The sequence below is a fragment of the Brucella anthropi ATCC 49188 genome (assembly GCF_000017405.1).
In the GTDB taxonomy this organism is placed as follows: domain Bacteria; phylum Pseudomonadota; class Alphaproteobacteria; order Rhizobiales; family Rhizobiaceae; genus Brucella; species Brucella anthropi.
This window is the reverse complement of sequence record NC_009667.1, coordinates 432,358-453,845: the sequence shown is the minus strand read 5'-3', so window position 1 is coordinate 453,845 and position 21,488 is coordinate 432,358. Positions and strand designations below refer to the sequence as shown.

Genomic DNA, 21,488 nt, shown 5'->3' with positions numbered 1-21,488 from the left:
TCAGGCCGCCTGTTCCTGCGCGACATGCGCGATCACGCGATTATCGAGGAGCCGCGTCGTGCCGAGCCGCACGAACAGCGCGACGAGCACCGGACGCCCCTGCACTGCCGTCAGGCGTTCCAACGTTTCGGGGTCACGCAGCGCCACCACTTCCGGCGTCGCCAGCGGTTCCGTGGCAATGAAAGTGCGAATTGCCGCTTCCAGCGCATCGGGATCATCCACGCCGGACCGATAAAGTCGCTCGGCCTCATCGAGTGCCTTCGGTACGATGATGGCGGCGGCGCGCTGCTCCGGCGACAGATAGACATTGCGGGACGAACAGGCGAGCCCGTCTTCCTCGCGCACCGTTTCAACACCGACAACGCGCACCGGAATAGCCATGTCCTCCACCATGCGGCGGATGATGACGAGTTGCTGAAAATCCTTTTCGCCGAAATAGGCGGCGTCCGCGCCGACGATGTTGAAAAGCTTGTTCACCACCGTTGCGACACCGGCGAAATGACCGGGACGTGCCTCGCCTTCCATCTGGTTGCCGAGGGTTGGCACATCCACCACCGTCTGCATCGGCTGCGGATACATGTCGCTGACCGCTGGCGCGAAAAGATAATCGACATCCGCTCTGTGCAACAGAGCCGCATCCCGTTCCAGATCGCGCGGATATTTGTCGAGGTCTTCATTCGCGCCGAATTGCAACGGATTGACGAAGATGGACACGACAGTCACGTCATTTTCCGCTCTGGAGCGGTGAACCAGTTCTAGATGGCCTTTATGGAGGTAGCCCATGGTCGGCACGAAGCCGATGCGTTTTCCCGCCCGCCTTGCTGGTGCCAAAATCTGACGCAATTCCTCAATGGTGCGGATGATCTGCATGAGGTCCTCCTCGCGGCCCGAATTTGTTGGCCGCGAGTCCTACAGCGTCAGCTCAAATATGACAACTGCAGAGAAAAGAACGCTGTCGGCATACTTTACTGCGTGGGGGTAGTTACCGCGCCAACCGTATTGCCGACAGCACGACCGAAACGGTCAATCTGCTCGTCATAGGTTTTGCGCGTGTTCGGATCGAACACGGCAATCGGCGCCGTCACCACCAGCGAGGCAGCCGTGCCGACACCCTGTGCCGTGCCCATCGCCACCGCCCCCAGACGATCACCGAGGCCAACCTGCGAATCCGTGATGGTCTGGCCTGCGACAAGGCGCTGACCGATCAGCTGCACGACTTCCGGACTTGCAGCAAACTTGCCATGGTTGAGACGGTCACCCGCCTTCAACTGCGTCAGGTCGATAACGGTGATGCCTGCTTTTTCCAGCTCGGAGCGATAAGGCTCGATTGACGGATCGATCTGGCCGAGACGATCGATATTGCCCGAAATGCGCCGTGACAATGCAAGCGCCTTGTCATCCCGCGACGTGAACAACGTGAAGCGCGGATGCTGCTTGCCCATGGCAAGGAACTGCTTGGAGAACACATCAACGTCGAGATCGGGCGATGCCAGAATGACATCCGTTATCTTGGCATTGACGCGACCGTCGCGGATCGCCATCTGCCGCAGAGCCTCGACCGTCAGCCAGCTGCCCATCGAATGGGCCATGACAGTGATATCCTTGACCTCTGGCTCGCGTGCGATGGCGCGCAAGATCTGTTCCAGCGCATCGCGGGAATAATTGGTACTTTCCTTGTCGTAGTTGTAGTCGAAAACACTGGCGCGCGATGGCCAGGTGAAAATCACCGGTGCAACGTCGGCTCCCGAATCGTGCACGATCTGCGCAAAGCGATAGACGGAATCCTCAAACGTATTGTTGAAGCCGTGCACGAACACCATTACGCGGCGGCTTTTAGTCAGATGCGGGCGGACCCAGCCTGCCATTTCCACATCGGTCTTGACCGGTGTCACGCTGACGGTGGTGAAATCCTTCTGCGGATTGGGCGGCAGCTTCTTGGGCCACTGCACTTCACCCGCCTTGCGGTTCTTTTCCGGCGGAATGGACACAACGATCTCGTTGAGCGACACAAGCTTGTCGCGTTCGCCGGAGAAAAGAATGCCGGGATTATCAGACGGACGGCGCGTGGTGGCAACGACAAGATTCACCTTCGTCGTACCGGGCGAAGCGACATCGCCGACCGGGATAAGCACGCCTTCAGGCCGGCTGGCGCAACCGGCAAGCACAGACAGAAGAACAAGCAACGCAGGGGCAGTCCGAGAAAAAACGCGCCGCAAAACCAAACTCCCTCAACGCCACGCCAGCAGGTCTCTTATACGAGGGCGCTGAGATGCTGACGCATCACGCCCTGAAAATGCTCAATCGCCGCACAGGCTTAACCAAAACTCGATGGGTCAAACTCATCTAGTTTTGGTATTACACCCGAACTTTGAGGGTTAATATATTCTTTACCTGAAACCTTCTGCCAAGCCCCAATTATCCACCGTTGTCGGAACGCAAGGCGATTGCGGCTTATGGGTTACACACTGTTCAACAGGTGATACTTTCCTCACGATCAGCCCAGACCGATATATCCCCCAACAGCAACTCCGTTTCTGAAGGAGGCACATTATGGCATTGGAACTGACAGGGCTGCACCATCTGACAGCCATTACCGCCGATGCGCCCGGCAACCGGCGCTTCTATACCGACACGCTCGGGCTTCGGCTCGTCAAGAAAACCGTCAATCAGGACGACACCAGCGCCTACCATCTGTTCTACGCAGACGGGCTGGCTTCGCCCGGCACGGACATCACCTTTTTCGACTGGCCGGTACAGCGCGAACAGCGCGGCACCAACAGCGTCGCCCGCACTGGTTTGCGTGTGAACGGTGTCGAAAGTCTCGATTGGTGGCGAAAGCACCTGAACGATAAAGGCGTCCAGACGGGCGATATTTTCGAGGTCGCGGGACGGGCTGTTCTCGACATCGAAGACCCGGAAGGGCAGCGCTTGCGCCTGACCGATGATGGCGGCGCGGGTGAGGCCCATAGCTGGGACCGGAGTCCCGTGCCTGCGGAAAGGCAGATCAGAGGTCTCGGACCGATTACGCTTAGCGTTCCCGAACTGGCACCGACCCAGATCATTCTGGAAAAGGTCATGAACATGCGCCAGACCGGCGATTACGCTTCGCCTGACGGCGAAGGCCATGTCCATGTCTTCTCCATGGGGCCGGGCGGTGCTGCCGCCGAACTGCATGTCGCGGTACAGCCGAACCTGCCAACTGCATGGCAGGGTGCGGGCGCCGTGCACCATGTGGCCTTCCGCACGCCAGATCAGGAAAGCATGCAGGAATGGGTCGACCGTCTGAGGTCCGTGCGCATGCCATCAAGCGGCGAAGTGGAACGTTACTACTTCCGCTCGCTCTACTTCCGCGAGCCGAACGGTATCCTGTTCGAAATCGCTACCGATGGGCCGGGTTTCGCAGTCGATGAACCACTTGAAAGCCTTGGCGAAAGCCTGTCGCTTCCACCTTTCCTCGAAGGAAAGCGGGAAGCCATCGAGCGTAACCTGAAGTCCCTCGATTAATATAGTAAAAGGGCTGCGGAATTCTCCGCAGCCCTTTTATTTATATCTTGTCCCGAAGCCAGTCGCTTACAATGAGGATATCTTCATCGATGAGTGCATGCCCTGCTTCGACCGTGCTGATGGTAAGCGCCGCCCCGTCGTCTCTCAGGACTTTTTCCAGCGTCCCGGTCTCATCGCCGAACGGATCGGAAGCACCATTCATCAAAAGCACTGAAGCGTCCGACAAATCAGCGCCATCGGGCTGCTCCTCCAGAACCTCCTGACCGCGTAGAAGAACCGCCGTGCGAACCACATGCGGATGCAGGCGCATGAAAGCGGCCAGCAAATTTGCGCCGTTGGAGTTCCCGATAAAGGCTGTCCGATTCAAATCGATACCATAAGCGGCGGCGGCACCTTCAACGAAAGCCTCGAATGCCTGCGCTTCAAACTGAATATCGGCCTGATCGAATTTTTTCAGATCGAAGCGGCGGAACCAGCGCTGGATGCCCTCTTCCGTGCTGCGTCCCCGTACCCCCAGAAGGGTTGCGTGCGGCGCAGCCTTGCGGGCGAACGGCATCAGGTCGTTTTCGTTTCCACCAGTGCCATGCAAAAGCACCAGTGTACTGCCATCCGGGTCTTCCGGCTGGTGTATCCGATGAACGAAAGGCAGATCACGATAGATGACGCGCTCTTCGCCCGGCAGAGCGAATTGCGGCATTCGTGCCCGGATGGCATCGGCCTTTTCTTCATTACCGGGCGGTACGAACAGGAACTGACCCAGTTTCTCGACCGACTCGTCTATTGCAAAGCCCGGTGCGTCGGTTGCAAATTCGAACAGCGTTCCACCCGGTTCGCGAACATAGAGCGACGTGAAATATTTGCGGTCGTGCACATTGACGGCGCTGGAATTAAGCTTGGAAAGCTCCTTCTCCGCCTTTTCCACGTCGCCAGTATCGGCAGCACGGAAAGCGACATGATCGGCAATGCCCGTGCCGGGGATGCCCGGCCAGAAGCCGCCGGCGTCACGCACATCGATGGCGTCGCCGGAATCCGACAGAAGACGATCTATCGTGCCTTCTTTCGCCGAAGGCCTGAAATCGAAATAACGTTCGATGAAACCTGCCGTCTGTTCCGGCGCTTCGGACAGAATAGTCGCGGCACGCAAACGCCTGACGGCGAAAGCTGGCGGAATGCCTTCGCTTTCCCACGCATCATTGGCGGCAAGATCGCAACCGACAAGCTTGACGATCACACCGTCGGGATCGCGCAGGCGCAGAACAGGTTCGCCAAACTCCTGAACCGGTCCTTCGGAAGGCACATGATAACGCAAGGCGCGTTCGAGCCAGAAACCGATGGCCGTGCGATCGATGGCAAGCGCGATTTCGCTGACCTGACCGTGACCAACACGCCCCTTGGCACCATCTTCCCAGACCAGAAACGTAATCAACGATCCGGGCGTGGCCGAGCGGTCGCCATAGAACAGATGCAGCTGCTCGGCATCCTCGAACCCGCCTGTTTGCTTGACGATACGCAGCCCCAGAAAGCCGGCATAGAAATCGACATTCGCCTGCACTTTTCGGGTGATGAGGGTGATGTGGTGGATGCCGCTTGTCATGGACACTGTCTCCCCGATTCAAAACTTGAATCAGAGATAGAGCAGATGCTGCAGCTTGCCTATGGGGCTATGCAGTTACGCATTGTCAACGCATGGAGATGAAAGCGAAGCAGGATGCAGGGGAGCAAAAAAAGAAAAAGGCCGCGCGGGAGGAGGATGCGCGGCCTGATCTTGAATACGGCTTGGGAGGAGGAGTGCCGCATTCCTTATCGAGTTCTGGGAGGAGGAGTGAACTCGATGAAGAGATATTTACCCGCCCCCCTTCCCTGCAGCAACGGTCATTAATGCATATCAGTTATGCAAAGACGTTGATGCTCAAGAAAAAGGCAGATTCGCTAATACAGAAAACGCCCGGAAACCGGGCGTTTTTAAAGAATTGTCTGTAAAACTAGGCTCTTACAAAAAGTGGGCAATCAGGGGAGCAGCAAGCACATTCACGAGACCAACAAGCACCATGACCAGCCCGGCAATCGAACCTTCTTCGCTGCCGATCTGGTGGGCCTTGGCCACACCGGCTCCGTGCGCACCCATACCGAAAAGGGCTCCGCGTGCCAGCGCGGAGCGGATCGGCAGCCAGTTGAGCATGACTTCACCGAGAGCTGCACCGAACACACCTGTCAGCACCACAAAGATCGCAGTCAGGTCAGGCGCGCCGCCAATATCGCCCGAGACGGTCATCGCAAACGGTGTGCTCATTGAACGTGGCATCAGGCTGAGGCTGATTGCTTCGTTGAGGCCCAGCAGATGCGCCAGGCCCCATGCGGAAGCCATGGCAGACGAACTTCCGACGACCACACCGGCCAGAAGCACCGGCCAATAGCGGCGGATCGTTGCGCGCTGCTGGTAAATCGGGACCGCAAAAGCAACCGTTGCAGGTCCAAGCAGCGCAACCAGCCAGTGGGTAGCACCGAAATAGCCGCGATAGTTCTGATTGAGCCCAATGACCAGCGCTATCAGCAACAATGGCGTAACAACGAGCGGCGTCAACCACCACATCGGAAAGCGGCGATAGACGCGCTTGGCAGCAAGATAAAGCAGGATCGTCGCGGCAGACCAGAAAAGCGTCGCAACAAGCGGATTACTTAGCGACATAACGCAGGCTCCAGCGGTAGCAGAGATCAACCGTCAGTGCGGTGACACTCATGACCGTCAACGTGCCGAGCAAAATCACAGCCATGATTTTCAGACCGAGCAGACCGAGCAGTTCCTTATGCTCGAGAATTGCAAGCACTGCGGGAACGAAGAAGAGCAACATTTCTGCCAGAAACCATTCTGCGCCGCGCTTCATGCTGAACAGGCTAACACGACCGCTCAGGAGCAGCGCCAGCACCAGCGCCATACCGACAATGCCCCCCGGCAGAGGCAGACCGACGAGGCGGACGAAAAGCTCACCCGCCAGCCAGAAACCGACCAGCGTCGCAATCTGCATCAGACGGCTGTGATGCAGTGCGTAACGAAACCGGATCAAAAGGCTGTGGGCGTTCATGTGCTTTTCCAAGGGGGCTGATGCATTTTCATGGGTGAATATAGGCCTTCTGGCGCTATTCTAGAAATGAATTGATTTCATTGCAGCTATTCCGTAATAGAATGGCTCATGAACTTGCGCAGCTTCCAGGCCTTTGTCGAAGTGGTGCGGCAAGGCGGTTTTTCCGCCGCCGCAAAAACCATCAATGCGACCCAGTCGACTGTCAGCAAGGCGGTCAGACAGCTTGAAGACGAATTGGGGCTGGTTCTGCTGGATCGTGAAATCTCTCCCTCCCGCCTCACGACAGCAGGTGAGATTGTCTTTCGTCGCGCGGTTGCCATGCTGGCGGAAAAAGACGACATGCTGGCCGAGCTGGGTGAGCTCCGCGGCCTCAAGCGCGGCCTGCTGAAACTCGGCCTGCCACCCATCGGTTCCAGCGTGCTTTTCGCTCCCGTCTTTGCGGCCTATACGAAGCTTTATCCGGAGATCGACATTCAGCTGGTCGAGCACGGCAGCCGGAGGCTGGAGGAATTGCTGCTTGCCGGAGATGTGGAACTTGCGGCTTCGCTTCTGCCGGTTGAAGACAGCTTCGAGTGGCAGGATGTGCGATGCGAACCGGTTGTGGCGCTTCTCTCGACCGATCATGCGCTTGCACGCGGTGACGGCGTTTCGCTGCAGGACATTGCCAGCCTGCCGTTCATTCTTTTCGAGAGCGGCTTTGCCCTCAACCACATTATCCTTGATGCATGTCGTTCGCATGGATTCTCTCCAAACGTTGCGGTCCGCTCCAGTCAGATTGACTTCATCGTCGAGCTCGTAGCGGCAGGCATGGGCATCGGCTTTCTACCAAAAATGATCGCGGAACAGCGGCATCATCCCGGCGTGCTCATCCACAGGATCAAAGGCGCCGATGTGAACTGGAATCTGGCGCTGATCTGGCGAAAAGGCGCATTCCTGTCTCATGCCGCTCGTGCCTGGCTCGAACTGAGCAAGGCCGGAACCGGCACCGCATCATCTTGAAACGCCCGCCATATCGCCTATCTCAAATGGATATACCGACTGGATAAGTGCCCCGGCACCTCTTCAGCCATAGGCCCGTGTGTAGAACATTGCTCTACCCACCCGTTTCAAAGCGCGCGACGCCTGAAACCGCCGACGGATTTCTGCTCAGCGCTTCATCAGAAGGAGGCTATGATGGAAGGTCAGGTTATATTCTATAAGGACGACAGGATTCTCTACCGGCACCATATTGATGTGCAGGAAGACGATTATTCAAAGGGCGTCAACGACGCGCTCATTGCCTTTCAGCGCAATTATGCAGGCTTCGACCTCGCAGGCGACAACATTCACATCCGCTTCAAGAAGCCGGGTGACGTGTAGGTTTTGGAAGATTTTGCGGATCGAAACAGGCCGGTTCCCGAAACAGGGAAACGGCCTTGGTCCGCTGGTTCAAGCAAAAGCGGCTTCGCGGGCGACGCGATGAATATCGGTGCGTGAAAGGCCGAGATCGGAAAGCTCGCGGTCCGTGCAGCCACTAAGTTCGCGAATATTTTCGCGATACTGCATCCAGCGATGGAAATGGGTGCGAAGATTCATGGTGGTATCCCCTTTTTTTATCTTCCTCCCGATAGTGAGCTTCCGCCTTTCTCTGTCTTTTGAGAAGTGCATATCCTGCATGGCTGCTGTGATTGCAGCGAAATCCTAGCATTTCACCCGGATTTCCCAACAACAAAGGAAATTGCCTCCTATTGTTGTAATCATTATGTAGTTCTAATTTAGATATACCTACTGTTTCGACACAGGCACCGGTTCATTCTAATTAGAGTTGGAGTGCATGAAAAAGACATTGATCATCGTCGGCAATGCGCCTTTGCCGCGCGATCTTTCTGCCGAAGTGGATGCTGCCGATTTTGTGGTCCGTTTCAATGAGCCAAAAAAGTCCATCGGCATGAGCGGCACCCGGACAGATCTCCTGATGCTGGCAACCTCAAGCAAGCCGATGCAGCGGCGGCTACGCGATCCGGGCTTCGTGCAGACACCGACTTTCAAGGCGGCCAAGGAAGTGATGCTTGCCTATCATCCAAGCATCATCCGCAAATATCACCCTGGTCCGAATTTCCTCTCCCGTCTCAAGGGAAGGCGTGGCGACTGGACTATGCAGACCATCGAAGTTGTCGGCTCTGCTGGCAAGGAAATCCGGATCATGCCGCCCCAATTCTATCTGGCCGGATGCAAAGAGCTGGGTGTAACCGACGAGAATATAAGCAAAGCCTTTCCAAGCACCGGCTTTTTTGGCATCTGGTACATGCTCGGAAAATGTCCGGAGGAAAGCTGGGACGTTAAAATCTGCGGCTTCACCTGGGAAGGCTGGAAACGCCACACCTGGGGAGATGAGCGCAGTTGGGTTGAGCAGAAGGTCAAATCCGGACGCATCAGCCTCATCCAGTGACCCAGCGCCATCACTATAATTTCCGGCGGAAAACGTGGGGAACGATCACGACACAATCTCTTTAGAGGAGCCTATGAATGAGTGAACCGTTACGCATTTTCATCGGATGGGATTCTCGCGAGCCCATCGCATATGAAGTCGCCAAAGCATCCGCATTGAAGCATTCCTCTATTCCGCTGGAGATCGTGCCGATCAAGTTGCAGGACCTGGTCGATCGAGGGGTCTACACGCGGGAAGTCGATCCACTGGCATCGACGGAGTTTACCTATTCGCGGTTTTTCACGCCATGGCTTGCGGGCTACAAAGGGTGGGCGCTTTTCTGCGATTGTGACTTTCTTTTTCTGGGCGATATTGCTGGCCTCCAAGCTTACAATGACCCTTCAAAAGCCGTTTATTGCGTTCAGCACGATTATCAGCCCAAGGATAGTGTGAAGATGGATGGCAAGGTGCAGACCAGCTATCCACGCAAGAACTGGTCGTCCTGTATGCTGTTCAACTGCGAGCATCCGTCGACACGCCAGTTGACGCCGGAGCTGATCAACAGCGAAACCGGCGCCTACCTGCACCGCATGCAATGGGCTGCCGATGATGAAATTGGCGCTCTGCCGACGGATTACAACTGGCTGGAAGGCTGGAACGAGAAGCCGGAAACCGGCCTGCCGAAAGTGGTGCATTACACACGCGGCGGCCCGTGGTTCAAGGATTGGCAGAATGTCGACTACGCCGATTTGTGGCGAGCGGAAGCCGATAGTGTCGAGCCGGGCTGGAAGCCGGTCTGATCTGCAAAATACCTTGAGCTTTCTGTATGCTACAAGGTAGATAAGGACCATGAACGAAACGCGTCCTGACATCACTGCGAATGACGGCCCCCAAAGGGCCGTCAAGGCTTTCATCATCCATCTGGAGCGCGCCACCGACCGGCAGCCGCAAGTCGAAGAACTTGTTCGTAGGCTGCCTGTAGAGACGGACGTAGTGAACGCCGTCGACGGGCGCACACTCGATGCGCAAACAATCAGCCGCGTTTATCGGCGATCGGCGCACAAGCCCCGCTATCCATTCCAGCTCAGCACCAACGAAATCGCGTGCTTTCTTTCGCACCGGAAGGCCTGGCAGGCGATTGTCGATCAGGAACTGGATGCAGGTCTCGTGCTGGAAGACGATGTGGAGCTGACACCGGAATTTGCCGCTGCCTATTCCGCTGCGTGCCAGATTCTCAAGGCCGATAGCTTCATCCGCTTTCCGTTTCGCGAGCGTGAAAGCGGGCGCGTAGTGCTGAACACCGAAACACTGCGGATCATCGAACCTGTACCGGTCGGCCTTGGCATGGTGGCGCAGCTTGTCGGGCGGGAAGCCGCGCAGCGCTTGCTCTCTGCAACCGAAGTGTTCGACCGCCCGGTCGACACCACGGCACAAATGAACTGGGTTACGGGACTCAAACCGCTATCCGTTCTTCCGGGCGGAGTGAAGGAAATCTCGGTACAGCTTGGCGGCAGCACGATCCAGAAATCGCGTTCCTTGCCCGACAAGCTGAAGCGTGAAATCTTGCGCCCGCTTTATCGCTGGAAGATAAAATCGCGCTCGCGCGCAGCTATCTGAGGTTTCCCGTGCCTGTTCCGATTTTCCTGTATCATCAGATTGACGTGCCACCGCAACACCGCACGCCCTATCGCAGTATGATCGTGCACCCGGATCGCTTTTGCCAGCAGATGGCCTGGCTGAAACGGCTGGGTTATCGCGGCCTGTCGGTGAGAGACGCAATTCCTTACATTTACGGCGGGAAACAGGGCAAAGTCGCCGTCATCACGTTTGACGACGGTTTCGAGAATGTGTTCCGTAATGCCCTGCCCGTGCTGCAGGAGTTTGGCTTCACCGCCACGAACTATTTCGTGGCCAACCAGATCGGCGGCTTCAATCTCTGGGACCAGAAGATCGGCGTTGCGCGCGCCAACTGTATGAGCGTTTCCGAATTGCGCGAATGGGCAGATCTTGGTCATGAAGTCGGTTCCCATACGCTCGACCATGCCCTCCTGCCGGAAATAAGCGAACAGGAAGCCATCACGCAAATCCAGCAATCACGCATGAAGATTGAAGACCTGCTCGGTCATGAGGTCACGTCTTTCGCCTATCCTTACGGCGGAGAAAACGCAGTGATACGCAAGATCGTCGAAGCGGCAGGCTATACAAACGCGACGACGACAGAAAAACGCCGCGCACGGTCAAATGATGATCCGTTCGGCATTCCGCGTCTTACAATCAGGCGCAATGATATATTACTGCAATTCCTGCGGAAAACGTTCACGCGCTAAGTCGGCTCCTCGGCTTGGCTCCACGCTCTATGTCGTGCAAATCAGCCATGAAGCCGCGCCTCACTAGACAATCCGGGCCTGTGTACTGGACCGAACCTTCATAGACGAGCGAAAGATCGTCTGAAAAACGCTCGTTCTCGACGATTGCGCGGTAGTGCTCTGCACCGCCAGCATGGCTCTTTTCGGAGGCAATACGTTTGAACTCGCCGACCGAAAGCGAAGAAAAGCGGTAATGGAGAAGAGCACCGGTTGCCGGAAGAAAATTCCGGAAACATGGACCCGGCCCATGAATGCTGCCCCGGCGATAATCCGTCTTTTCATCGACCCAAATCAGCGGAAATTTTGACAGTCGCATGCTGCGTCCGAACAAGCGCAAACGCGGTCCACCACGCACCGCTACCCCGAACTTCTCCCATGTCGCCGTGTAGCCGTCGCCGTCGAAATGCGACGAAACCTCGAACGGATATTTCGTCCCGTCATCGACGAAGACTCCTTCACGCAGCAGGCCGCCGGGATACATGTCGATCATCGGTGCCAGACACCGACGAATTCCATTCCCTTCCAGCTCCTCGATAAAAGAGCGGATATCCCGTTGCTCCATTCTCGGAAATACGAAGAACTCGTCAGCATCAACCGACAAATACCAGCGCCCGCGTCCGTAGAGATTGAACAGGGCATCGCGCCAGACACGTCCGCGGTCCGCCTGTGCGTAGCCAACGTCCGAGGTGAACAAATCCACATCAGGAGCACTGGACAAGATTTCGGTCGTTCCGTCGTCCGATCGGTCATCTACAACGATGAAACGCGTAACACCCATCTCGCGATAATAGCGCAGAAACGACTTCATATAGGGCGCAGCATTGCGAACCACGCAAACAAGCGGCAGATCGCCTGGCCGTAAAGCCTCGAAGCTTCCGGATGCAGCAATCAGATTTGCCGATTTTTTTCGATGCGGAACCGAAAGCTGCACGTGCCTCCAACGCAAGCGCAGATGTCGCATCGGTGAGGCGCGCCAATAGGCAGTCCAGTCGCCGGTCGCCGAGGCTGGATAGTTCATCACCGTTCGCGTTGGTTTCATAAAGGTGCCAGGTTTTCAATGAAGGTCACAAAAAGCTGGTATTTTGTTGCGTTTCATTCAAGCAACTCTTTGTTGAAGCCGATCACTCTGTAACAGCCTCCGACACGCTTCGTGATGAAAACTTCGTCGCCGGTATTTTGATCGTCGAGCTGATTTGCTTGATTTCAATCAATGCTGCTTCACACAAACGTGGCAAATTGCCCATCAATGCGCCATGGACGGCAAGTGCCAAAAGCGCTAGTTAGTGCACAGACTAAGGAGCGCATTATGGACTATCGCCGTTTTTTCGAAGAAGCGATCGACCAGTTGCACGCCGAGAAGCGTTACCGCGTTTTTGCCGATCTTGAACGTATTGTCGGACGTTTCCCCCGAGCTATCTGGCGCAACAATGGCACTGCCCGTGAAATCACCGTCTGGTGTTCCAATGATTATCTTGGCATGGGACACCACGCCGACGTAATCAAGGCAATGTGCGATACAGCTGGCAATGCTGGCTCAGGTTCCGGCGGCACGCGCAATATTTCCGGCAACAATCATCCGCTGGTCGAACTCGAAACCGAACTCGCCGATTTGCATGGCAAGGAAGCCGGCCTCGTTTTCACGTCGGGCTTCGTTTCCAATGAAGCTTCGATTTCCACGATTGCACGGCTGCTGCCGAACTGCCTCATCCTCTCCGACGAACTGAACCATGCCTCGATGATCGAAGGCGTGCGTCGTTCAGGCGCGGAAAAGAAGATTTTCCGTCACAATGACGTCGAGCATCTGGAACAGCTTTTGAAGGCCGCCGATCCGGCGCGCGCCAAGCTGATCGTGTTCGAATCCGTCTATTCGATGGATGGCGATATCGCGCCGATCGAGAAGATCGCCGACCTCGCCGACAAATATAATGCCATGACCTATATCGACGAAGTTCATGCTGTTGGCATGTACGGCGCGCGCGGCGGCGGCATTACCGAACGCGACGGTCTGGCACATCGCATCGATATTATCGAGGGCACGCTTGCCAAGGCTTTTGGCGCTCTCGGCGGTTATATTACCGGTTCGCGCGCGATTGTTGACGCCGTACGCTCCTATGCACCGGGCTTCATCTTTACGACCTCTTTGCCACCAGCAGTTGCCGCATCTGCGACGGCCGCCATCCGGCATTTGAAGAATTCGCAGGTGGAGCGTAACGGTCAGCAACGTCAGGCGCAGCGCGCAAAGGACGTGCTTTCGGCCGCAGGTTTCCCCGTGATGCCGTCCGAAACGCATATCGTGCCTATTCTGGTCGGCGATCCTGAACTTTGCAAGAAAGCCAGCGACCGTTTGCTGGAAGTGCACGGCATCTATATCCAGCCGATCAACTATCCGACCGTGCCACGCGGAACCGAAAGACTGCGTATCACGCCGTCGCCTCTGCATGACGACGCCCTGATCGACGGCCTCAAGGATGCCTTGCTGGAAGTCTGGAATGCACTCGGCATTCCTTATGCAGAGCCCACTGTTTCGCAGCCAGCCAGTTCCGAGCGGATCATTCCGCTGATGGTCTCCAAGGCTGGCGGCTGACAATTTCTGGAATTCTCCAATAAAAAGGCCGCTTCGAGCGGCCTTTTTTGTCAGAGCTTTTCGATCCAGCGCACGAGCCGCCGTGCGGCTTCGTCCACCTGTTCCGGATCGCGGCAGAAACAGAGACGGAAAAAACCTTCGCCGCCGAGGCCAAAAGCGCTGCCAGGTGCCAGACCGACATTGGCATTGTCCACCATATCGATGGCCGCCTTGACCGAATCCCCGACACCATCCACGCCGAAGAAAAGATAAAATGCCCCTTGAGGCGGCGTCAGGCGAACTTTGCCGGTCGATAACAGCGCTGCGCACAGGCTATCGCGCGTCGAACGCGCCCGTTCAACCTGCATCGAAATAAAGGCATCGCCTTCATCGAGAGCCGTAACGGCACCACGTTGCATGAATTGGGCAACACCCGAATTCGAATATTGGATCAGATTTTCAATGATCGGCCCCAGTGACGGGTGCACCGTCATCCAGCCGACACGCCAGCCCGTCATCGCCCAGTTCTTGGAGAACGAGTTGACGAAGATGATGCGATCATCCGGCTCCATAATATCCATGAAGGATGGAGCGCGACCGCCACCATAATAGAAATGGGTATAAATCTCGTCGGCGATGATCCAGAGACCATGCTTGCGGGCAAGATCGAGAATGAATTGCAATGTCTCACGGTCCGCTGTCCAGCCGGTGGGATTGGATGGCGTATTGATGAAGAGTGCTTTCGTGCGCGGCGTGATGGCGGCTGCGATCTTTTCTGGATCGAGCAACCAGCCATTGGCACCGAATTCCAGCTCGACCGGAACCGGAACAGCGCCTGCCAGACCAGCTGCGCCAACAAAATTTGGCCAGGCCGGGGAAAGATAAATCGCCTCTTCGCCCGCCCCAACAGTTGCTGTCAGCGCCATTTCGATGGCGTGCATACCGGAGCCGGTGACATAGAAGTTCTCCGGTTTCAGGGGCAGCGGGAAATGACGCGCGTGATAGCGAGCCAGCGCCTCCCGCAGTTCCGGGATGCCAGCCTGCCAGGTATAGAAGGTCTCGCCTTCAGAGATACCTTTTTGGGCCGCGGCGCGGATGAAATCGGGCGTCGAAAGATCTCCCTCGCCTACCCAAAGCGGGATGAGCCCCTCGCGCCCGCGTCCGTGATTGGCGACCGCCACAATCCCGCTTTCGGGTGATTGAGCTGCTTCCCGACGAAGATTGGCTATGAGCGTCATGATTTCCCCGCGTTGAACTTCGATTTTGATTTCGTGCTTATCAAGGCCCGTTAGCGAAATCACGCGGCTTTTTGTGATGGTCCGATCAAGCGTATTTATGGATCAAAAGAAAACGGGGCCACAAGGCCCCGCATTCGTTCGCCAGTTCTGAATCAATCAGGCTTTCTGCTTTGCCAGAAGATCGCGAATTTCGGTCAGCAGGACCTCCTCGCGCGGTGCTTCCGGTTCCGGCTTTGCCTCTTCCTTCTTCTTCATGCGGTTCATTCCCTTCACCACAAGGAACAATACCCATGCGATGATCAGGAAGTTGATGAGAAGCGTGACGAAATTGCCGTAGGCAATAGTCGCACCGGCTTCACGGGCAGCTGCCAGTGTGGCCCTGGGTTCACCTGCCAGCTGTATGAACATATTCGAAAAATCGATACCGCCAGTGATCAGACCGATGATCGGCATGATGATATCGTTGACGATGGAATTGACGAGGCCGCCGAACGCCCCGCCAATAATGACACCGATGGCCAGATCGACCATATTGCCCTTCAGGGCGAACTCCTTGAATTCCTTTAGCATTACCTGTCTCCCTCACGAACGCGGACCGTTGGGGCCGTCCTGCCGCGGTGGCGTTCGCCAAATCAACCTGGGCACCAGATAAACTGGCAGTGGATGGCAGGGCCCATCTCAGAAGCGAAACTGAAAAGCGCCCTGCCATTTCAAATGCTATCCTGAAAAATGACGTGCACTTCTTCGGGATCACACTCCTAGTGTGTAGGCGAAAATTACCAAAGAAAAGATGAAACCGCTAAAACACACTGTTTTTCATCAATAATCTTGCACGAATGCACCGAAAGTGCTTGCGTCAAATCATGATCGAGGAGTGAGGGAACAGGCCGACTATGCAGGGCTGGGGTATTATTGGCGCCGCCTTTCTATATTTGCTGCTGCTTTTTGCAGTTGCCAGCATCGGCGACCGGCGCACGTCGCGCTGGAACAGTGCTCCGCGCCCCTACATCTATGCGCTCAGTCTGGCCGTTTACTGCACCTCTTGGACCTTCTTCGGCTCTGTCGGCTTATCGGCTCAGCGCGGTCTTGAGTTCCTTGGAATCTATATCGGCCCCATTCTCGTCTTTACGCTCGGCAACCGGCTGCTGCGGCATATCGTGCGACTGGCGAAATCCGAGCACATCACGTCAATTGCTGATTTTCTCGCTGCCCGCTACGGCAAGAGCTTCGGTGTAGCCTCTCTTGCGACCTGCATCGCAGCCGTCGGCTCGATCCCCTATATCGCGCTGCAGCTCAAAGCCGTTTCTGGCAGTGTCGGTCTTGTCATGGAGCATTACGGATCAGCCGTCGATCCGTCGGTATTCATATTCGGTGACATCTCCCTCCCCGTTGCCGCTGTGCTCGCTGTCTTTGCGATCCTCTTCGGCACCCGCCATACCGACGCCACGGAACATCAGAACGGCCTTATTTTGGCTGTGGCTCTGGAATCCGTCATCAAGCTTTGCGCCTTCCTGACCGTTGGCTTTGCCTGCACCTTCTTTCTGTTCGGCGCCCCATCGCAACTGATCAATCAGATATCCCAATCACCAGAAGCGCTGGAAGCGTTCCACTATCAGACATCCATCGGCACATGGATCGTACAAAGCGCACTTAGTGCCGCCGCCATCATCATGCTGCCGCGACAATTCCATGTGACCGTGGTGGAAAGCCGGAGTGAAAAGGAACTGCGAACAGCCTCCTGGCTCTTCCCGCTTTATCTGGTCCTCATCAATATCTTCGTCTTTCCCATCGCGCTGATTGGCGTGATGACGCTCGGAGGCAATGTCAGCGGAGATTTGTACGTTCTGGCTTTGCCGCTGGCGGCAGGCGCTCATTGGCTCGCACTGGTGGCTTTTCTCGGCGGATTGTCAGCGGCAACGGCGATGGTCATCGTCGCCTGCGTTGCGCTTTCGATCATGATCTCCAACCATCTGGTGCTGCCGCTCTTCATCCGGCGTCTCGCGAAGCAACATGCCGCCGAACAGCGCGACCTGACCAAAGTCATTCTGAACACACGCCGCCTCACCATTATCGGCATTCTGGCATTCGCATTCGCCTATTATCGGTTTACCTCCAACAACATCCATCTTGCCTCGATCGGCTTCGTTTCCTTTGCTGCAATTGCCCAGTTTGTTCCGGCTTTCATCGGCGGGTTGTTCTGGCGCAATGCGAATGGGCGCGGTGCCATGCTGGGACTGTCAGCAGGATTTCTGGTTTGGGCCTACACACTGCTACTGCCAACGATGGCGCCGGAAAATGCTGCTATTCTGCGCGACGGCTTCCTTGGCTTTACGGCGCTACGTCCCGAAGCGCTTTTCGGAACCAACGCTCTCCCGCTGACCAATGGCGTGATGTGGAGCCTTGCAGCCAATACGCTCTTCTACATCCTTGGTTCCCTTTCACGAACCTCGACACCGCTCGAACGCATTCAGGCAAGCATCTTCCTGCCGCGTTATTTCATCGGCACGCCGACGCTCAAGCGCTTCCGCACAACCGTCACTGTTGCCGAACTGAAAGCCACCATGGCGCGCTATCTCGGTGCGGAACGTGTCGAGCGCGCCTTTCTGCGCTTTGAAGGAAGGGAACAGAGGCGGCTTGATCCGGGCATGACTGTCGACACACCGCTCATCCGTCATGCGGAGCAGCTGCTCGGCACAGCCGTCGGCTCGGCATCGGCGCGCCTTGTACTGTCACTGCTTTTGCAGAAGAGCGATGCATCAGGACGTGACGCGCGACAGCTCCTTGACGATGCTTCGACCGCCTTGCAGCAAAACCGCAATCTGCTGCAAACGGCCCTCGATCAGATGGAACAGGGAATTACCGTTTTAGACAAGGATCTGAGGCTGACTTTCTGGAACCGGCAGTTCCGCAAGCTTTTCGATCTCCCAGATGAAGTGATGCAGGTCGGGATACCCGTTTCGGAAATCGTGGAACAGCTGCACAGCCGCGGCGATATATCGTTCAACGCGCAGAACGGGGTCATCCGCTCGCTCGCAGCTGTGCGCCAGCCATGGCGCATCGACATGAAATCGACGGGCAAGGTGCTGGAAATTCAATCCAACCCGATGCCGGATGGCGGAATTGTCGCGACATATACCGATATCACGGCAGCAGTCGAAGCCGACGTCACGCGCCAGAAGGCAGCGGAAATGCTGGAGCAGCGCGTGGCGGATCGCACGGCAGAACTGACCCGCGTCAACCAGCAGCTCGCCAAGGCCCAGACGGCAGCAGAAGAGGCCAATCAGGGAAAGACACGCTTTCTGGCAGCAGCCGGTCATGACATTCTGCAACCTCTCAACGCAGCGCGATTGTATAGTACGGCGCTTGCCGAAAAACTCGGACGCTCCGAAACGAGCGAATTCGCACGTAATATCGATTCCTCGCTGGAGGCCGTGGAAGCCATTCTGGGTATGGTGCTGGATATTTCCCGACTGGACACCGGGTCACTCAAGCCTGACCTCTCGGTGTTTCACCTCGACAAGCTGATGAGCCAGATTGCTACCGATTTTACGCCTCTTGCAGCCGCCAAAGGGCTGAAGTTGCGCGTTGTGCCGTCGAGCATCGTTGTCAAAACGGACCGCAATATGCTTCGCCGCCTGATCCAGAACCTTGTTTCCAACTCGATCAAATATAGCCGCAAGGGTGGTATTCTGCTCGGCGTTCGGCGTCGTGGCTCCTTTGTGGAGTTGCAGGTGTTCGATACCGGCATCGGCATTCCATCGCAAAAGCTGAAACTTGTCTTCCGGGAGTTCACGCGACTGGATGAGGGCATGCGGGAAGCGGAAGGGCTTGGCCTCGGCCTTTCCATTGTCGACCGCATCGCAAGGCTGCTGTCGCTGCCGCTATCCCTGTCTTCGACGCCCGATAAGGGAACCATGTTCACCCTGCGCATTCCTGTCTCACAGGAAAAAGTGCCCGCTGATGACGTGAAGAGCCGCCGCGGCCTGCAGAAAGCGCTGGAACTGACCGGGCTCGATGTTCTCTGCATCGATAATGACGCCAGCATCCTTTCCGGGATGGAAACGCTGCTTCGCGGGTGGGGATGCCATGTAACGACGTTGCGCAGTGGAGCAGCGTTGAAGAACTATTGTGCCGACCACTCCACACCGCCCGATGTGATCGTCGCAGATTATCATCTTCTACACGAAAACGGCCTCGATATGATCGGCTTTGCGCGCGAGACGTTTCAGGTGGAAATACCCGCCGTCCTGCTGACAGCCGATCGTTCCAAGGAAGTCCGCCAGCGCGCTGAAGACGAGAACGTCACGGTTTTGCACAAGCCACTTCGGCCCGCCGCATTGCGTTCCCTTCTATCGCATTTTTATCATGCGAGGCAGGATAATAGGTCAGCGCAGAACGCCGCTCAGTAGTTGACCGTCATTCAATCCGTGCTCAGGGCATCATTACCGATGCGTGACAGAAGAATGACCGCCTGCGTGCGGCTGTCGACCCCAAGTTTCTGCAGCACCGCCGAAACATGCGCCTTGACCGTGGCTTCCGACACGCCAAGCTCATAGGCAATCTGCTTGTTCAGAAGACCCTCGGCAAGCATGGTCAACACACGTGTCTGCTGCGGTGTCAATGTGCGCAGTCGCGCAATGAGAGCCTCAATTTCAGGGTCGTGCGGATGATCCAGCTCAATATCGGCAGGTGTCCAGATATCGCCAGCCAGAACGGCACGCACGGCCTCGCCAATGGTCTCCATGCTGGCGGATTTCGAGATGAAACCGGAAGCGCCGAGCTCGACAGCATGACGGATCGTGGCAGCATCGTCAGTCGCCGAGACGATGATAACCGGAAGCGCCGGTTGCAAGGCCTTCAACGTCACCAGACCGGAAAGCCCGGTTCCTCCCGGCATCGTCAAATCCAACAAGAGAAGATCTATATCTTCTCGTTCCCCGACCAGTTTCTTGACGGCGTCAAAATCGCCGACTTCGATGATTTCAACACTCTGCGACTGTCCCGAAAGGACCTGCCTGAGTGCGCCCCGGAAAAGCGGGTGATCGTCAGCAATGATGAAATGCATGTGCCTCGCGCGCCATTGTTTCAGGTCTCCTCCCCTCGCGGTGCAGGCCAATCAGCCAACCACTCCGTTTTATGCCGTTTTTTGGCTTGGGCAACCAAAATTCACGTTGCTAACCCGTTTTCACAATACGCATTGCCGCCATCTGGCCGCATTGTATGTTAGGCTGGTGTCGAAAATAACATAAGAGCGGCCCGACCAGCCTAATGGAAGGGAACCAAAAAGGCATTTCATGACGCGCAATACGCTTTATCCAGAAATCCAACCGTTCAAGGAAGAGATGCTTCAGGTTTCTCCGCTGCATCGAATCCATGTCGAGCAATGCGGTAACCCGGACGGCAAGCCGGTCATCATGATCCATGGCGGCCCCGGCGGCGGCATCACACCGACCATGCGCCGTCTGCACGACCCGGAGCGCTATCGCATCATCCTGTTCGACCAGCGCGGATGCGGCCGTTCGACCCCGCATGCGGAACTGCGTGAAAACACGACATGGGACCTTGTGGCGGATATGGAACATATTCGCGCGCATCTCGGCATCGAGAAGTGGCAGGTCTTCGGCGGCTCCTGGGGATCGACCCTTGGCCTTGCCTATGCGCAATCCCATCCGGATCGCGTGGCCGAGCTTGTTCTGCGCGGCATCTTCATGATCCGTCGTTTTGAAGTCGACTGGATGTATTCCAACGGCGCAAGCATTCTATTTCCGGACCATTTCGAGGCTTATCAGGAGCATATCCCGGAAGCCGAGCGCGGCGATATGATCGCCGCTTATTACAAGCGCCTGACTGATCGTGACCCGCAGGTGCAGCTTGAAGCAGCGCGACGTTGGGCGCGCTGGGAAGGCTCGGTCATTTCACTTATGCCCGACCCGGCCCGCGTCAATGCCTTCGGTGAAGACCAATACGCCATCGCTTTTGCGCGTATCGAATGCCACTATTTCCAGAACCGCGGCTTCCTCGATTCCGATGACCAGCTTCTGCGCAATGTCGATCGCATCCGGCATATTCCTGGTGTGATCGTGCATGGCCGCTATGATGTCTGCACGCCGTTTATCAATGCCTGGCAGTTGAAGAAGATGTGGCCCGAAGCCGATCTCAGAACCGTCGAGGATGCAGGGCACGCCGTCACAGAGCCCGGCATCACCCATGAACTGATCGAAGCGACAAAGCGTTTCGCTCAATAGAGCGGAAAGCATTCACATTCGTTCGCGCTTCCGCTCTATCTGTTTGTTTTTACGCATTATCCTACGCAAAACCGCTTCGTACTTT

21 protein-coding genes are annotated in these 21,488 nt (G+C 56.4%); 11 read left to right on the top strand and 10 right to left on the bottom strand.

Features of this window, described 5'->3' with window-relative positions:
- Positions 1-870: a pantoate--beta-alanine ligase gene (gene panC, locus OANT_RS02230; RefSeq protein ID WP_012090718.1), complete on the bottom strand. Its 870-nt coding sequence runs from the start codon at positions 868-870 to the stop codon at positions 1-3.
- A 95-nt stretch (positions 871-965) separates the two neighbouring features.
- Complete coding sequence (locus tag OANT_RS02225) at positions 966-2,222, bottom strand: alpha/beta hydrolase (protein WP_041544929.1); 1,257 nt, start codon at positions 2,220-2,222, stop codon at positions 966-968.
- A 328-nt stretch (positions 2,223-2,550) separates the two neighbouring features.
- On the opposite strand from OANT_RS02225, the gene OANT_RS02220 reads away from it, so the two are divergent.
- Complete coding sequence (locus OANT_RS02220; RefSeq protein WP_012090716.1) at positions 2,551-3,504, top strand: ring-cleaving dioxygenase; 954 nt, start codon at positions 2,551-2,553, stop codon at positions 3,502-3,504.
- 40 nt (positions 3,505-3,544) lie between these two features.
- On the opposite strand, the gene OANT_RS02215 is transcribed toward OANT_RS02220, so the two are convergent.
- Complete coding sequence (locus OANT_RS02215; protein ID WP_012090715.1) at positions 3,545-5,098, bottom strand: VOC family protein; 1,554 nt, start codon at positions 5,096-5,098, stop codon at positions 3,545-3,547.
- A gap of 92 nt (positions 5,099-5,190) precedes the next feature.
- Between OANT_RS02215 and OANT_RS26670 the strand changes: the two genes are divergently transcribed.
- Positions 5,191-5,484 (top strand): hypothetical protein, encoded by a 294-nt coding sequence (locus tag OANT_RS26670; protein WP_041544928.1) that lies wholly within the window; start codon positions 5,191-5,193, stop codon positions 5,482-5,484.
- Between the two features lie 10 nt (positions 5,485-5,494).
- Here OANT_RS26670 and OANT_RS02205 read toward each other — a convergent pair whose 3' ends face one another.
- Positions 5,495-6,190: an LrgB family protein gene (locus tag OANT_RS02205; RefSeq protein ID WP_012090714.1), complete on the bottom strand. Its 696-nt coding sequence runs from the start codon at positions 6,188-6,190 to the stop codon at positions 5,495-5,497.
- Positions 6,177-6,584: a CidA/LrgA family protein gene (locus tag OANT_RS02200; protein ID WP_010658242.1), complete on the bottom strand. Its 408-nt coding sequence runs from the start codon at positions 6,582-6,584 to the stop codon at positions 6,177-6,179. Before OANT_RS02200 ends, OANT_RS02205 begins: the two co-directional genes overlap by 14 nt.
- Positions 6,585-6,692: 108 nt before the next feature.
- On the opposite strand from OANT_RS02200, the gene OANT_RS02195 reads away from it, so the two are divergent.
- A complete protein-coding gene (locus OANT_RS02195; RefSeq protein ID WP_012090713.1) occupies positions 6,693-7,583 on the top strand; it encodes a LysR family transcriptional regulator in 891 nt (296 codons plus the stop codon).
- A gap of 174 nt (positions 7,584-7,757) precedes the next feature.
- Positions 7,758-7,943: a hypothetical protein gene (locus OANT_RS02190; protein WP_010658240.1), complete on the top strand. Its 186-nt coding sequence runs from the start codon at positions 7,758-7,760 to the stop codon at positions 7,941-7,943.
- Between the two features lie 69 nt (positions 7,944-8,012).
- Here the strand turns inward: OANT_RS02190 and OANT_RS25250 are convergent, their stop codons facing one another.
- The gene (locus OANT_RS25250; RefSeq protein ID WP_010658239.1) at positions 8,013-8,159 is read right to left on the bottom strand and encodes a DUF1127 domain-containing protein; all 147 of its coding nucleotides are present in this window, start codon (positions 8,157-8,159) and stop codon (positions 8,013-8,015) included.
- Between the two features lie 238 nt (positions 8,160-8,397).
- On the opposite strand from OANT_RS25250, the gene OANT_RS02185 reads away from it, so the two are divergent.
- From OANT_RS02185 to OANT_RS02170, 4 genes are all read left to right on the top strand, one after another.
- Positions 8,398-9,012, top strand: coding sequence for a glycosyltransferase family 29 protein (locus tag OANT_RS02185; protein ID WP_010658238.1), 615 nt, complete (start codon positions 8,398-8,400; stop codon positions 9,010-9,012).
- Between the two features lie 77 nt (positions 9,013-9,089).
- Positions 9,090-9,791 (top strand): hypothetical protein, encoded by a 702-nt coding sequence (locus OANT_RS02180; RefSeq protein WP_010658237.1) that lies wholly within the window; start codon positions 9,090-9,092, stop codon positions 9,789-9,791.
- 49 nt (positions 9,792-9,840) lie between these two features.
- Positions 9,841-10,608 carry a glycosyltransferase family 25 protein gene (locus tag OANT_RS02175; RefSeq protein WP_010658236.1) on the top strand — a complete coding sequence of 256 codons (768 nt, stop codon included), beginning with the start codon at positions 9,841-9,843 and terminating at the stop codon, positions 10,606-10,608.
- An 8-nt stretch (positions 10,609-10,616) separates the two neighbouring features.
- On the top strand, positions 10,617-11,318 hold the full coding sequence (locus OANT_RS02170; RefSeq protein ID WP_012090711.1) for a polysaccharide deacetylase family protein: 702 nt from the start codon (positions 10,617-10,619) through the stop codon (positions 11,316-11,318).
- Here the strand turns inward: OANT_RS02170 and OANT_RS02165 are convergent.
- The gene (locus OANT_RS02165; protein ID WP_231771317.1) at positions 11,308-12,375 is read right to left on the bottom strand and encodes a glycosyltransferase family 2 protein; all 1,068 of its coding nucleotides are present in this window, start codon (positions 12,373-12,375) and stop codon (positions 11,308-11,310) included. The two genes, OANT_RS02170 and OANT_RS02165, sit on opposite strands and share 11 nt — an antisense overlap.
- 288 nt (positions 12,376-12,663) lie before the next feature.
- Between OANT_RS02165 and hemA the strand changes: the two genes are divergently transcribed.
- Positions 12,664-13,941, top strand: coding sequence for a 5-aminolevulinate synthase (gene hemA, locus OANT_RS02160; protein WP_012090709.1), 1,278 nt, complete (start codon positions 12,664-12,666; stop codon positions 13,939-13,941).
- Positions 13,942-13,991: 50 nt separating this feature from the next.
- On the opposite strand, the gene OANT_RS02155 is transcribed toward hemA, so the two are convergent.
- Positions 13,992-15,158, bottom strand: coding sequence for a pyridoxal phosphate-dependent aminotransferase (locus OANT_RS02155; RefSeq protein WP_012090708.1), 1,167 nt, complete (start codon positions 15,156-15,158; stop codon positions 13,992-13,994).
- 156 nt (positions 15,159-15,314) lie between these two features.
- The gene (mscL, locus tag OANT_RS02150) at positions 15,315-15,728 is read right to left on the bottom strand and encodes a large conductance mechanosensitive channel protein MscL (protein ID WP_010658231.1); all 414 of its coding nucleotides are present in this window, start codon (positions 15,726-15,728) and stop codon (positions 15,315-15,317) included.
- 323 nt (positions 15,729-16,051) lie between these two features.
- On the opposite strand from mscL, the gene OANT_RS02145 reads away from it, so the two are divergent.
- A complete protein-coding gene (locus OANT_RS02145; RefSeq protein ID WP_012090707.1) occupies positions 16,052-19,567 on the top strand; it encodes a PAS domain-containing hybrid sensor histidine kinase/response regulator in 3,516 nt (1,171 codons plus the stop codon).
- 11 nt (positions 19,568-19,578) lie between these two features.
- Here the strand turns inward: OANT_RS02145 and OANT_RS02140 are convergent, their stop codons facing one another.
- Complete coding sequence (locus OANT_RS02140) at positions 19,579-20,223, bottom strand: response regulator transcription factor (RefSeq protein ID WP_010658229.1); 645 nt, start codon at positions 20,221-20,223, stop codon at positions 19,579-19,581.
- Positions 20,224-20,452: 229 nt separating this feature from the next.
- Here OANT_RS02140 and pip point away from each other — a divergent pair, with 229 nt between their 5' ends.
- Positions 20,453-21,403, top strand: coding sequence for a prolyl aminopeptidase (gene pip / locus OANT_RS02135; protein WP_012090706.1), 951 nt, complete (start codon positions 20,453-20,455; stop codon positions 21,401-21,403).
- Positions 21,404-21,488: the final 85 nt, after the last annotated feature.

Excerpts from the sequence above, each read along its gene's own strand:
- panC (WP_012090718.1), bottom strand. The coding sequence starts at position 870 with ATGCAGATCATCCGCACCATTGAGGAATTGCGTCAGATTTTGGCACCA.
- OANT_RS02220 (WP_012090716.1), top strand. The coding sequence starts at position 2,551 with ATGGCATTGGAACTGACAGGGCTGCACCATCTGACAGCCATTACCGCC.
- OANT_RS02215 (WP_012090715.1), bottom strand. The coding sequence starts at position 5,098 with ATGACAAGCGGCATCCACCACATCACCCTCATCACCCGAAAAGTGCAG.
- OANT_RS26670 (WP_041544928.1), top strand. The coding sequence starts at position 5,191 with ATGGAGATGAAAGCGAAGCAGGATGCAGGGGAGCAAAAAAAGAAAAAG.
- OANT_RS02205 (WP_012090714.1), bottom strand. The coding sequence starts at position 6,190 with ATGTCGCTAAGTAATCCGCTTGTTGCGACGCTTTTCTGGTCTGCCGCG.
- OANT_RS02200 (WP_010658242.1), bottom strand. The coding sequence starts at position 6,584 with ATGAACGCCCACAGCCTTTTGATCCGGTTTCGTTACGCACTGCATCAC.
- OANT_RS02195 (WP_012090713.1), top strand. The coding sequence starts at position 6,693 with ATGAACTTGCGCAGCTTCCAGGCCTTTGTCGAAGTGGTGCGGCAAGGC.
- OANT_RS02190 (WP_010658240.1), top strand. The coding sequence starts at position 7,758 with ATGGAAGGTCAGGTTATATTCTATAAGGACGACAGGATTCTCTACCGG.
- OANT_RS25250 (WP_010658239.1), bottom strand. The coding sequence starts at position 8,159 with ATGAATCTTCGCACCCATTTCCATCGCTGGATGCAGTATCGCGAAAAT.
- OANT_RS02185 (WP_010658238.1), top strand. The coding sequence starts at position 8,398 with ATGAAAAAGACATTGATCATCGTCGGCAATGCGCCTTTGCCGCGCGAT.
- OANT_RS02180 (WP_010658237.1), top strand. The coding sequence starts at position 9,090 with ATGAGTGAACCGTTACGCATTTTCATCGGATGGGATTCTCGCGAGCCC.
- OANT_RS02175 (WP_010658236.1), top strand. The coding sequence starts at position 9,841 with ATGAACGAAACGCGTCCTGACATCACTGCGAATGACGGCCCCCAAAGG.
- OANT_RS02165 (WP_231771317.1), bottom strand. The coding sequence starts at position 12,375 with ATGAACTATCCAGCCTCGGCGACCGGCGACTGGACTGCCTATTGGCGC.
- hemA (WP_012090709.1), top strand. The coding sequence starts at position 12,664 with ATGGACTATCGCCGTTTTTTCGAAGAAGCGATCGACCAGTTGCACGCC.
- OANT_RS02155 (WP_012090708.1), bottom strand. The coding sequence starts at position 15,158 with ATGACGCTCATAGCCAATCTTCGTCGGGAAGCAGCTCAATCACCCGAA.
- mscL (WP_010658231.1), bottom strand. The coding sequence starts at position 15,728 with ATGCTAAAGGAATTCAAGGAGTTCGCCCTGAAGGGCAATATGGTCGAT.
- OANT_RS02145 (WP_012090707.1), top strand. The coding sequence starts at position 16,052 with ATGCAGGGCTGGGGTATTATTGGCGCCGCCTTTCTATATTTGCTGCTG.
- OANT_RS02140 (WP_010658229.1), bottom strand. The coding sequence starts at position 20,223 with ATGCATTTCATCATTGCTGACGATCACCCGCTTTTCCGGGGCGCACTC.
- pip (WP_012090706.1), top strand. The coding sequence starts at position 20,453 with ATGACGCGCAATACGCTTTATCCAGAAATCCAACCGTTCAAGGAAGAG.